This is a genomic window from Candidatus Paceibacterota bacterium (assembly GCA_028711505.1).
Classification (GTDB): Bacteria; Patescibacteriota; Minisyncoccia; order JAHISW01; family Tagabacteraceae; genus JAQTSC01.
Window position 1 is genome coordinate 204,816 of sequence record JAQTSC010000001.1, and the last position, 13,218, is coordinate 218,033.

A 13,218-nucleotide genomic window follows, 5' to 3' on the forward strand; every position below is an offset into this window, starting at 1 on the left:
ACTTTTGAAATCATTTTGCCAAATCTGATACACAAATCCAAAAAACGGACAGAATTTTTGGCGGCGGATATCCAACTTGATTTATCCAATCACGAATATACATTCCCACGCGTTCAATATGGTGATGTCTCAAAGAAGAGGCGCCCGCGAAATAAAGCCGTAACCGCACCTGCATTAGCAGACAAAGTCATTGTATTAAAGATTGGCATAAAAAAGAGCCCTCGGCGTTGCGAAAAAATCGCGCCGAAGGCTCAAGGGTTAAAAAGGGGTAAACTCTCAAAATTACAAGGTTCAGAGCCTCCGAGACGCACCCACGCCAACGCCGTAGCCGCGGTCGCCGTCCCAGCCGCCGACGCGGAGGCCGTCCTCGCCGAAGCCGCCGACACACGAGACGCCGCCAACGCTGCCAGCAGCGACCTTATCGGTCTTCACAATGCGCTCCGTGCAGGCTGCCCACCGCGATGAATTAGGACGGTTACCCGTCTTGCGGAAGACGAGGATGTCCTTCGTCGTTTCGGCGATGGTCGTCGGCACTTCGTACCCTTCGGGAAGCATCGCCACCTGCTCTTCGGGCTTCTTGCTCGTGGAATCGGGAACGATGTCCTTGAGCATGAGGTACCACCTGAGTTGCATAGTTGCCACATCGGTGTGCGGCTGGCCTACGTGCCACGGGTCGTTGTTGAAATAAAATTTCGGCTGTTCCGTTGCAGGGTGCAGTTCAAGCCACTTCGCTACCGTAAGCGGAGCACCGTTGATGCGGGAAAGACCCAGGAATGCGAAATGTGTGTCCTTCACTAGCTTACCCTTGTTGAAGGGACAGGGACTGTTGAGGACGTCTTCGCCCCACGGAAACTTCCCGGCTTCACGGAGCTGTTTCTTGGTGAACTTGGCGTCGTAGTAGCTCATCCAGTCGGCATCGTCGAAGATGTTCCGACCCAGAACCACCCGAGCCAACCGTGACCCGATGGAACCGACGAGACCCTTGCGCATCATCGCTTGCGCGATGCGGCAGGCGTACTCGTTGTCTGTACGGAAGAGATCGAAGAGGTCGCAAGGATTGCCTCCCTGCTTGGTGATTGCCCTTTCAAGAGAAGCCACACTCTCCTCGAACCCACCCTTTGTCATTGTCCAGAGACCGCTTGTCTGTCTTGTGCTCATAGCACACCTCCATTTTTTGATTTGTTCTCCATATCCTTCAGAGATTTTAGAGAACGGGTTACCCTTTGCCGCAGGGTGACGGTCTCATCTCTCCTATGAGACGAGCGTTTTAGGAATCAAGATTTTGACACCCAAAACGCCCATCTCATAGACTGTCTGAATCTATTTTATTCTCATTTTCAAAGGATATCTCATCACAGCAATATATTTTAGGAAAGTCAAGCCAAAGAAAAAAGTGTCGCTATAAAAACAACAACCCGCTTGCGGGAGATCAAAGCGACATTTACAAAGCCGCTGGCATTGCCGCGCACGAGTTGGCTTACTTTTGTAAACAAATATACGAAGTTGCCGAATCAGATGACAGGCGCATGTTGTTCTCCCAGATTTTTACGAACCTTGTCCAAAATCGAAGTGGAATAAAAAAACACCAGCTTTCGTTGATGTTTATCCTTCTTGGCTCGCTTGGAAGGATATGATACGAACGCTGAAATGGGAAGAGATTTTCCCTTATCCCACAGTATCTTTACAGCAGATAAGGCAGTTGTTAGCTATCGTTCAATAAAATTGTATCACTTATAATAACAATTTAATAGTTTATTAAGCCAGGAGAAGAGGCACGATGTCTCTTCTTTTTGGTTTTAGGGTGGTGGTAGTTTCCCAGTGCCATTTTATTTTTTTGAGGGGGAAGCCCTGGGGTAATTTGTCTTTTTTGTCCGAAAACCTGTTGTATGTACCAGTACGTACCATACCAGTACATACTAACGGCACATTATTTGCACATAGCCACTTCTACCACGTACACACCCTGTCATCGTTTGAGACATTAACTTGTTTATGCTTGGAATAACAGATGATAGCAGGGTTATAGTGTGTTAAACAAAAAGGGTGTAACCATCTTTTTACCCGTCTCAATAGGTTAAAAATACCACTACCTATAAGGGTAGCTATTTTACCTCTCTGCCCTTGGTGTGATTTTGGAACAAGATATAACCGATACTAAACACAATTAAAGAGGCGCCAAGTGGTGGGAATAGATACAACACAAGGTTTAAGATGTTATACAAAAAAGATATTATAGCGTTCAATAGTTCGACAACCTTGGGAACAACCCAAAAGTACATAATTAGAATCAAGAAGCCCCATATAAGCCCCTTTATACCTCGATAAAGCTGCCTGTCTCCCAAGCCTCTTACTATCAGATGGTATAAGAATTGATAAAATCTCACCCAATATAAAAATGCGCCAAATGTTACAAATACCAAGGCGCTATACAATACTCGGTTAAAAAAACTCGGCGCCTCAATAGGGTTTATCGTAGCCCACTGAAATGTCTTACCAAGCCAGAAATGCCAGAGTAAAATTGCCAAAGCAAAAACGACAGCAAATGCCGCCGATGATGCAATTTCTTTTTTATTTTTTGCTATAACTTTTTTATACCAGCTCATATTTTATGGCGTCGTCGTTGTCGCGGGCGTGCAAAGAGCTTTTATGTCATCGTAGTGCTCTTTGTCTGCTAACTCAATAAACTTCAATACGTTTTTAGCAATAGATTTTCCTTCAAGCATAGCTGCGGAAATTGGTCTTGAAAAATCTTGTCCGTGAGAATACTCGTGTAAAAACTTAACTACAAAATCACCCGTGCCTTTTTTGAGATGATTTGGGTCTGCAACGAATCTATTAAGTACGATACTGGTAAAATCCTCGGTTGTTCTACAAGACCATTTGAAGCCAGAAAAAAACTCTAAAACCTTCCTTGCTATATTCGCCACGAGTGGTTCGTCCAATGGTCTTATATTATTTGCAAACTGATAAAGTCGGCAAAAGAGATATTGATATTCGCTTTTATATTCTTTAAGAAGGTCTGGGAGATTTTCAACTTTAACTTCTTGGGTAGTGTTTTCTTTATCAAGGGAAATAAGATACATCCACGAATCATTTTCTAATTGCTTGCTTAAAAACCAATCGCGCATTAAATTAAAAAACTCGAAATTGTGTGTGAGTACAATCAGCTGCCCGACATTTTTTAGTTGTCTTTTTATCAAGCCCGCCGTGCGGAATAAAAAAATACTATCCTGACTATCAACTGGGTCATCAACGACAATCAAACAATTCTCTTTATTACACCCGTCTTCTTCAAGTTTTATTAAAAAGTAGACAAGAGCAAGCACGCCTTCTTCTCCTTCGCTCAAATGCTTGGCATCTTTATTTCTTCGTTTCAAAACATAGCTTGTATCACCATCCTCCGACTCTGTAACTTCAAGGTAGATATGGGATTCACCAAAAAACTCTTTTAGTATGGCATTGATTTTATCAACTGCATCTGTTGCATTATGTAAAGATGCTTTTTTGCTTTGGATTTTAATAATCAAATCACCACGCTCAACTTTTAATTTAGCTATCTCTGCCGCAATACGCTCATTTTCTTTTTTGTTTTGGAAATACTGCTTATCAGATAAAATCGAGGCTATTATATGTAATTCAATTTTTTCTGCTGCGTTTTTAACTTCTTCTGATATTGTTGCTACTTTTTTGTTGTGTTCAGTTATTATACTTTTAATTTTTTCCAAACTTACATTTGCCTTGTCTATGGCGTCTTTTGGGTATATTACGGCGCTATGCTTTTTAGTGCAGTCGTGTAGATTGTCTTTTTTATTTTTAAGACAATCCGTGAGAGAGCCAATTACTTCTTTTATTTTTTTGACTTGTTCTTCGAGCTCCTTCTTCGCTGTTGTATATTCTTTTGCTGGTTCGGGGAACAAGGCACTTGATTCCAACTCTAACGCGATGCCGTTATAATCATCGTTTTCAAGAGAAATTATTGCATCCTCAATTTGCTTCTTTGTTTTTTGAAGTTCGTCGGTAAAAAAACTTCCAAGACGAGTTAAGGTTTCTCCTGGCAAACTACTTTTGCAGAATTGACATTCGGTCAAAGCCCTATCTTTGTGTAGTTTATATCCAGTCTCAACCCAATCTCGTAAATCCTTATCATCTTTAAGCTCCTTGATTTCTTGTACGTTAATTGTGGTACAAAGTAGACCATTGGCACTACCAAAAAGCTCGGAAAAATCTGGAATCGTTGCTACGTTTAATTTAATTTCTTTCTTCTCATTTTTTATAATATCTTTCTTTGCGTCCACGTCTGCCTGGTCTGCAATAATCAATGAGGCGATACTACTTTCGCTTACTACTCCACTTTCAATACGCTTATCGACTTTATTTTTGTTATAGCTTCTACCATAGTATGTATCATTCGCCAGCGGTGTGTTGGTAAAGTTTTGAGGAACTTGTCTTCCTGCCTCCGTGAGAATAGCGTCAAGTTTAGGTAATTTTCCTTGCGCTTCCTCTAACTCCTCAATGCTTTTCTGCTTTGCCTTATAATCAATATCTAACGCTTCAATTTCTTTTTTGGTCTCAACATTTTCTTTTCCAAGTATTACGATTTTCTTCGCTTGCGATTCTTCGAACAGTAGGTTTTCTTTTATAAAATCTTCATTAAAAACCCTTACATTGAGTTCGTGATTCGCTATATTGTTCTGTTTTATTGTGCCAGCGTCTGTTTGAACTGTGAACTCAACAGAGGTTAAGTCTGGGATGTGTATTGCTTTTCTTTCCAAAAAATTAAAAAGTCTGGAAATGGTAGTCTTTCCAGAACCGTTCCAACCGTAAATAAGGTTGTGCTTTTTGAGGTCATCGCCAAGCCAATTGAAGGAATCAAAAGCGTCAACATTTTTTATTTCTTTGACTTTTTTTACTATCATAATGTTTATTCACCCCAAACTTCGGCGATTTTAGCCTTAATCTTTTCTTCGTATATTTCAATCATCCTTTTGGCTGATTCGACGTGTTTCGATTCATTTTCAATTTCAGAGACAATCTTTGTCTGTTCTTCAATCGGTGGTAGAAGTATTGAATAGTTTGAAACAAAATTGTTTGTTAATCTCTGCTGTCCAGCAGAGCCTGTCATATTATTTTTTCCCATCTTCAAAAACCTATCTTCCGCAATATAGTAATACAATAATTCGGGCAATATCTTTTCTGTGGAGCGTAAAACAAAGAACTCTGTCGAACCAAATCCAATACCATTGGTGAGATTTTTTGCTATACCCGCTTTTCCGTTTTCAAAACACGGAGTAATTTTTGCAAGGAGAACATCATTATCCCTAAAATAAGTATAACTTTTTATCACGTCTTTGAGCGGTTTTGTTTCTTTCGGATAGAAAAACTTTTGATGCTCTTCGATGTCTGCCATCGGCACAAATGATACTTGGGTAGTCCCGCTTATTTTTTTGACTTCTGATTTTGCTGGGTTTATTTCACAAACTTCTTTTAAGGAAACTTTTTTCCAATTTGGATTAACTTTTATTGATGATTTTGAGTGTTCAATAATTTGCTTTGCTCCATCTATAACTTTTTGATAGTTGTTAATTTCGCCGACTATTTCTCTTTGTACCTCAATCGGAGGTAGAGGGATTTTAATTTTTGAGTATTCAGAAATCCAATATCTTTTATGTTTATGACTTACAGAACCTATCTTCTGCATTACATAAAACAAAAATCCTATATCTGCCACATTTTCCTTTGCGTGCAATATCTTCATCGCAGATGATTTAACCTTAAAAGGAAAATCAACGAACTTTATCGCAGTAGTAAAATCATCAAAAATAATAACGGGCAATTTTTCTTTGAAGATACCGTCTTTTTCGTTGGTGTGTCCTAAAATAAAAGTTTTTCCAGCAGTTAATACTGGTGTTGTGTAGCTGTCATCATAATCAACAGAACGAACAATATACTTTGTGGGTTGTTCATAATCCAATATTTCACCCAGACTAACCATTTGCCATTTAGTATTATTGTTACCAACCACGGCTCTATAATGGTCTCCTGACAGGTCGTAATTTTCGTTTTCAGCAATCTTTGTTTTAAGAGCTGTCCAAGCAAATAAACTACCTTTCTTCAATAGCGGATTTTTCTTTCCCGTTGTTATTGCATTTCGCTGTGCTTGTAATACTTCAATGGCGTGGGGCAAATCATTTCGGTCAACTGGTCTACGTTGGGCGCCAAGGTCAAATCCATCGTTAAGTACTTTTATAAACAGAACTTCATTTGATTGTTTTGAAAGTTGATTGTCAAAAAATAAAATACTGGTTCTTACGCCAGAATATGGATTGAAAACTCCCGAAGGTAAAGAAACGACAGCGTACAAACCATCCTCAACAAGTAGTTTTCTTAATTGTTTATAGGCTCCTGCTACTTGAAAAATAATAGCCTCTGGCACGATGATACCAGCACGTCCCTTATTATTGAGATGCTCCATAATATAATCTACGAAAAGCACTTCGGCGCGGTTAGCTTGTGCCATAAAGCGCTTGTGTGGGCGTATTCCGCCTTTGGGTGTCATAAAGGGTGGATTTGCCATCATTACGTCAAAGCGCTCGTCCCACTTCTCTTCGCTTGTTAGCGTGTCATATTCGTGGATATTTGGACTTGGGAAGCCGTGTAGATACAGATTTACAAGCGATAACTTCACCATATCGGGTGAAATATCATAGCCAGTAAGATTGCCCATTAAGCGTTTCTTTTCATCTGGGGTAAGCGGTTTATTCTTATTTGATTTAAGAATATGTTTGTATGCAGAAATAAGAAATCCTGCCGTGCCACAAGCGGGGTCAAGTATTGTTTCGTCTTTCTTTGGGTCAACAACTTCAACGATAAAATCAATAATATGTCGCGGCGTTCTGAACTGTCCTGCGTCGCCCTGAGAGCCAAGGATTGAAAGTAAATACTCAAACGCATCACCAAGATTTTCACTGTGGTCGTAATTAAAAAAGTTTATATCTTTCAAAAATAGATTGAGAGTTTCTGGGTCGCGATATGGTAAAAAAGCATCTTTGAAAACATCACGAAAGAGTTGTGGAAGATGTGGATTTTTCGACATCTTTGTAATAGCTTCCACATAAAGATTCAAACGCTCCTGTCCGCCAAGTTTAGCATCCATCATTTTGCCCCAAGCATATTTTTCAAATCCATTCGTAAAAAACTGCGCCTTGCCCTTCGGTAAAGATGCAGCTCGCTTATCCATATCATCCATAAACTTATAGATAAGCGCTGTGGTGATTTGTTCCACTTGGGCTTTCGGGTCTGGGACTTTACCAACTAAAATATCCCGCGCCGAATCAATTTTCTTTTTTATATCTGTTGTTAGCATAATTACATATAGGCGTTAAGCGAAACATAATCCTTCACATATTCTGGCACTTTCTCAATCCAACCATTTAAGGCTTCAAGGTCTGCAAAAGTTAGTTTTGGATTGGTGGCGAGCCGCGCATATTCACCCTTTTCGATAATGTCTCGTATTTCATTATCGGTTATGTATGCCTTCAAGTAATTTTTAATCGGCATTACGAATTGATTTTCTGGCTTATTGATAGCAACGAACTTCTCAAACTCTCCCTCCAATAATTCGTCTTTTGATTTGAAGTTAGTGATACCACCGAAGATTTTTTCTATAAACTCGCGCAAGCTGATGCGTCGGTCAGACTTCACTGATTTACGTAATTTGTCCAGATTGAAGAAATCTTCTGGCTTATCAAAAATCTTGTCTTTTACATAATCTTCAATCGTCGCCAAATCTCCTTCATCATATTTTTGTTTAATAAAGGAGTCTTCTTTTATTGCTGCCTCAAACTTTTCGAATAGCTTGCGGTCAATCTTCATCCCTTCAACACCCACCGCTTTTTCAGTAAATGTTTTTAATGGGTCTGGCTGCGTAATTGAAATCTCGTCAATGTTTATTCCGCCTTCTCCACTTTCACCGCCAGTGCCAGTTTTAGCAGGTAAATGTAAAACCTCATCGTAATCATACTTTTCTTCAAAGTATTCGCAGTTAGCAAAGAAATCAAAGAGCTTAAACTTTTCTTTTGATACTTTTGCTTCCTGTATTTTGCCACCTTCTTTTTCTTGGTGGGTAAATGTGAACTTGCGCGTGCCACGTCCCTTAATCTGAATAAAATCAGTCGGAGAAAATATCGGGCGCATCAAGGCAACGTTGAGTATATCTTGGCAATCATAACCAGTTGTCATCATCCCAACTGTTACACAAAGACGCGTCTTGCTGGAATGATAGCCGTCCAAAAACTTTGTATAGCCATTAAGATTGTTGTTAGCAAAACTCACCGTAAAATCTTGGGCACTTGGAATATTTGAAGTAACCTGTACGGCAAAATCAGAATTATATTTGCCTGGATAAAGTTGGTCGGCAAACTGATTAAGTATTTGTGTAACTTTGGATGCGTGTTTTTGACTAACACAAAAAACAATACCCTTACCAATTTCTCCCGTTATTGGGTCTTTAAGAGCATTTTCAAAAAATGTTTTGCAAAAAATCTGATTGGTTTTATCGGAGAAGAACTTGCGTTCAAAATCAGTATGGAAAAAAGTCTGTTCTTCTTCCTTACCGTTTTCATCTTCAACCATCATCGCATAGCCCTTTTCAGAAAGAAGCTCGGTTGTTATTTCGGTACGCGCATCAGCAACAACTGGGTTTATTAAATAGCCTTCCTTAACGCCATCAAGCAAGGTGTATCGAAATGTTGGCTCGCCAGTTTCGCAGCCAAAAGTTTTGTAGGTATCAAAAAGTTGGCGGCGCTCCCAAGCGCGCGGGTCTTTGGTGTTGAGTTTTTCAGGGTTGATTCCTTTGAGATAATTTTTAGGAGTTGCAGTAAGTCCGAGTTTATAGCCAACAAAATACTCAAATACTGCACGACTATTGCCGCCGATTGAACGATGGGCTTCATCGGAAATTATGAGGTCAAAATCCGTAGGAGAGAATAATTTTTGATACTTATTATTAAAGGAAAGACTTTGCACAGTGGAAACAACAATCTCTGCCTTGCGCCAGTCATCTTTGTTTTCTTTATAAACAACGGTTGTATAATCCTTTGAAAGCCACTTCTTGAAGTTCTTGGCTGCCTGGTCTTCCAATTCCAAACGGTCAACAAGAAATAAAATACGCTTGGCATTTCCGCTTTTTAGGAAAAGTTTAATGATAGCCGCTGATACAAGAGTTTTACCCGTGCCTGTCGCCATCTCAAACAAATAACGGTCATTGCCTTTGGCGGCGGATTCTTGAAGAGATTTGATGGCGTGTAATTGATATGGGCGCAAAAACTTTAATCCTTCCGTGTCAATAAGATTCTGTTGCTGCTCTTCGTTCTCCCAGCGTGGGTCGCTCTTATAATCTGTCTTCTGGGTAAGTACTATGTAATCATTTTCTACATCCTCATCGGCAAGACGCTTGGAATTAGGTTTGAATTGTTCAAAATGTTGAAGTGATTGTGGTGTTGGAAATTGGACAATGATTGTAGGGTTGCCGCGCTCCAAGTCCCAGAAATAGTGAAGGTTACCGTTAGAAAGAATAACAAAACGTACATTTAGGGACTGGGCATAGCTGCGCGCTTGTTCTTTGCCGTCAAGCGGGTCTTTGTCTTCGGACTTCGCTTCAAGCACTACATACGGGAATCCTTTTTCATCAAGTAATAAAAAATCAACAAAACCATTTTTTGTTTTTTCGAAATCACCACCAAAAGCATCGACTGCTTTTTTAGTAAGTTTAGTGTTAAGTTCAAGGGCGATGTTAGCCTTGCCTTTTTCATCATCAAAAAATCTCCAACCAGACTTTTGGAGGAGGTCGTTTATTTTTATTCGTGATTTAGCTTCTTTTTGCATAATACATTTTCATTTTCATATTTACAGAGAAACGGTTATCTCTTTTTCTTTTTTGCCTTAAAACTGTTCTCGACGAACTCTTCAAGGTCTTCTTTTCTAAAACGCCAACGTCCAATTTTTGCAGCTTTAATTTTACCGCTATGCAGATAGCGGAATAGTGTGCGCTTGCCAATATCAAGAAACTTGGCGGCTTCTTCTATATTCAAAAACTTCTCTTGTTCCATACAAACATATTGTATCCCTTTTTGCTCGAAATGGCAATTATTGGCATTTCTTGATATAATGGCTTTAAGACACTATGGAAATGAAAATGACAACAAAAGAAAAGGATATTTTATTTGCTCAAATTATCAATGAGCACTTTTTAACGCAAAAAAATAATACGGTCTATATACCAGCAAGACATCTCGAAGCGAAGGGTTTTGATATTTCTGATAGTAATAATGCCTTGTGGCGCCTAAAAGATAATGGGATTATTAAACAATATAAACATTGCTGGGGCTTTTGGGAGATTAAAGGCAGTAAGAAGGTTTTTGTTATTACGAGCGAAGAGGAACCCAAAACAGATGATGACGTTGAGGTTTATCAGATTAACGTTATTCCTGGACACCTTGTGCAAGCAACAAAAAGCCAAATAGAAAAACAAGAAGAAAAAAATGTTACTCTCTACCTCAACAAAAATGGTGATTTGTACAGAGAGCCGAAAAGCAATTTTTGTTATCCGATGAGCGGTAAGGGTGTTCCATTAAAAATACTCAAATACTTCGTAGATAACCCAAATATTGATTATGAACAAAATACAATAAACGCCGCCGACTCTATCGGTATAAAAGCAGACCAATTACGTAAAGAAATAAACAAGATGAGAAAACCCATCAAAGACAGACTAAAACTGAATAGTGGGCTAATTGAAGCAAGAAGGAATAGCGGTTATAGGCTTAATCCAAATATAGAAATAATACACAAAAACTAAATACCCTCACGTACCCCATACGTACTGTTAATTACTTTTAAGACGACTGCTAAAACAGTCGTCTTTTTGTATCTCAAAAAGTACGTGCAGATTATGTTAAGCGATAACACGTCGTTGATATTCTGTAAGTATATGAAAAATGCAGATACAAAAATTGCAATTAGCGACTTGGGACTTGCGAGCTTACTGGTAACGCTCAACTTTAATTTGGTCGATATGGAGCGCGTGAACGAAAAGCGCATCAACTTTTTATTTGCGCCAGCAGAAGGAATAGAGCAAGTCATCAGTGATTTTTGGGCAGGCATTAAAATCTCTGTTTCTACACAGAGCCTTTTTAATAATCAAAAGATGCTCAAAAACCGCTTGTACGCTTTCAAATAATATGGAGCTTACTGCGGAACAATTACAAATGCTTCGAAAGCCTTTTGAAAAAGCAGGGGCATTTGTTGGTCGTTCCGAAGAAGAAATTAAAAAACTTCTTGAAGGCATTGCAGATATTTACGTAACCCTTGCAGAAATAAACTTACTTTCAAAAAATAAAAAATAAAACTATGGAAAATGAAAATCAAATCTTAAAAGCTGCGTTGCGATATTGCGATATGGGATTCTCTATAATTCCAATCGGGGAAAATAAACGTCCGCTTCTTGCCGAATGGAAACCGTATCAAGAAGTGTGCGCAACAAAGGAACAAGTAGAAAAATGGTTTGAACAATTCCCGCAAGCGAATATAGGAATCATAACGGGCAAAGTGTCCAATATTGTTGTCATAGATGTTGATGATAAAGATGCAGACATATCAGGGCTAATACCAACAGCTATTGCACAAACTGGTAGAGGCTTCCACTATTATTATTCACATCCTGGCTTTCCTGTTCATTGCGGCATATTGCGTACCAAGATTGATATTAAGGGAGATGGCGGTTATGTAATTGCTCCGCCCTCATTGCACGCATCTGGACGTCATTATGAATGGGTTTATCATCCCGATGATGTTGGGTTTGCTGATTTACCGCAATGGGTTTTTAGAGAAAACGGAAAACAAAAAATCAATCAAATAGAAAATAATCCTCAAACTGAAAATAAAGTATACGAAGGACATCGAAATGATAGTGCTACGAGATTTGCTGGAAAGCTATTGCACGCACTACCACGCGAAGACTGGGAGTTTGGATGGTCTGTAATACAAAAATGGAATCAAGAGCGATGTGTGCCGCCGCTTCCAGAAAGTGAGCTGCGAAAAACTTTTGATAGTATTTCTGGACGTGAAAACAAAAGACAAGATGGAAAGGGCGCTACCGAATGGGAAATAAAAACTATGCAACTTTCGGAACTTGTTAAAATGGATTTTCCAAATCCACAATGGCTCGTAGATAGATTGATTCCGCACGAGGCTGTTACCATCATCTCTGGTACGCCAGCATCTTATAAAACTTTCCTTACTCTGGACATTGCATTAAAGGTAGCAAGCGGAGAAAAAGTTTTCGGTAATTTCCAGGCTACCCAAAGTCCAGTTTTAATTATTGATGAAGAAAATAATCCACGCGTATTACAAGAACGAGTCAAATTACTTTCACAGAATCCCGACTTGCCAATTTTTATAGCATCAAGAAACGGTTTTCAACTTAACGACGACAATGTTCAAAAAATTGTTGATTATGCCAAAAGTAAAAATGTACAACTAATTATATTTGACTCTTTTATTTGCATACACCAAGCCGATGAAAATGTGGCAAGTGAAATGCGTAATGTGATGAAACACTTGAAAGAGATTGCCAGCCACGGCATCGCGGTTATTGTTATTCATCATCACCGCAAAAGAGGAAATGCGGAAAAAGGAAATGCCTCGCAGGATATGCGCGGCTCTTCCGATATTCTGGCGCAGGTTGATTGTCATTTGGCGATTGATAGAAAAAAGAGCGGAGACGCCAGCGTTACTATCCAGCAGGTCAAGTTAAGAGAAGCCAAAGAGATGGAGCCATTTGTTGTTTGCCTTCATAGTAATGGCGAGAGTGGATATTTTGAATATGTTGGGCAAGCCAAAGAAAAAAATGATAAGCAAGGAGATGTTAAAGCAGCTGTAATTAAAATACTTGGCGCAACAGACAAGCCACTAAATAAGGCAGAGGTATGGAGACTTATCAAACAGTCTGGTGTTGAGGTGGGACAGTCAACATACAAAACAGCCTTTAAGGAATTGGTTGAGACTGGCGAGATACTCACACAGAAAGGGGCTAAAAATACCATACTTTGCAGTCTGAATAAGTTAGAGGGTGGTGATGGTTAAAAACACTACTATATAGTGTCAGATTTTTTTAACCAACTTAAAGGTCGAAATAATTAAACAATAATTAAACATAAAAAA

The 13,218-nt window shown here is 39.2% G+C and carries 10 protein-coding genes; 4 read left to right on the plus strand and 6 right to left on the minus strand.

The genetic code is table 11. From position 1 onward, the window contains the following. Positions 1-291: 291 nt before the first annotated feature. The 6 genes from PHC85_01035 to PHC85_01060 all read right to left on the minus strand — a co-directional run bounded on the left by PHC85_01035 (position 292) and on the right by PHC85_01060 (position 10,106). Positions 292-1,158, minus strand: a complete 867-nt coding sequence (locus PHC85_01035) for a hypothetical protein (GenBank protein MDD5032693.1) — start codon at positions 1,156-1,158, stop codon at positions 292-294. A gap of 944 nt (positions 1,159-2,102) precedes the next feature. Next, entirely contained in the window at positions 2,103-2,603 is a 501-nt protein-coding gene (locus PHC85_01040) for a hypothetical protein (GenBank protein ID MDD5032694.1), read from the minus strand. A 3-nt stretch (positions 2,604-2,606) separates the two neighbouring features. Then, entirely contained in the window at positions 2,607-4,916 is a 2,310-nt protein-coding gene (locus PHC85_01045) for an AAA family ATPase (protein MDD5032695.1), read from the minus strand. 5 nt (positions 4,917-4,921) lie between these two features. Next, entirely contained in the window at positions 4,922-7,363 is a 2,442-nt protein-coding gene (locus tag PHC85_01050) for an N-6 DNA methylase (protein ID MDD5032696.1), read from the minus strand. 2 nt (positions 7,364-7,365) lie between these two features. Then, positions 7,366-9,882 carry a DEAD/DEAH box helicase family protein gene (locus PHC85_01055; GenBank protein ID MDD5032697.1) on the minus strand — a complete coding sequence of 839 codons (2,517 nt, stop codon included), beginning with the start codon at positions 9,880-9,882 and terminating at the stop codon, positions 7,366-7,368. 35 nt (positions 9,883-9,917) lie between these two features. Then, a complete protein-coding gene (locus PHC85_01060; protein ID MDD5032698.1) occupies positions 9,918-10,106 on the minus strand; it encodes a helix-turn-helix domain-containing protein in 189 nt (62 codons plus the stop codon). A gap of 74 nt (positions 10,107-10,180) precedes the next feature. Between PHC85_01060 and PHC85_01065 the strand changes: the two genes are divergently transcribed. The 4 genes from PHC85_01065 to PHC85_01080 all read left to right on the plus strand — a co-directional run bounded on the left by PHC85_01065 (position 10,181) and on the right by PHC85_01080 (position 13,140). Further along, positions 10,181-10,855 carry a hypothetical protein gene (locus PHC85_01065; protein MDD5032699.1) on the plus strand — a complete coding sequence of 225 codons (675 nt, stop codon included), beginning with the start codon at positions 10,181-10,183 and terminating at the stop codon, positions 10,853-10,855. Between the two features lie 132 nt (positions 10,856-10,987). Further along, the gene (locus PHC85_01070; protein MDD5032700.1) at positions 10,988-11,236 is read left to right on the plus strand and encodes a DUF5659 domain-containing protein; all 249 of its coding nucleotides are present in this window, start codon (positions 10,988-10,990) and stop codon (positions 11,234-11,236) included. A 1-nt stretch (position 11,237) separates the two neighbouring features. After that, complete coding sequence (locus PHC85_01075; GenBank protein ID MDD5032701.1) at positions 11,238-11,402, plus strand: hypothetical protein; 165 nt, start codon at positions 11,238-11,240, stop codon at positions 11,400-11,402. A 4-nt stretch (positions 11,403-11,406) separates the two neighbouring features. Further along, positions 11,407-13,140 (plus strand): bifunctional DNA primase/polymerase, encoded by a 1,734-nt coding sequence (locus tag PHC85_01080; GenBank protein ID MDD5032702.1) that lies wholly within the window; start codon positions 11,407-11,409, stop codon positions 13,138-13,140. Positions 13,141-13,218 lie beyond the last annotated feature (78 nt).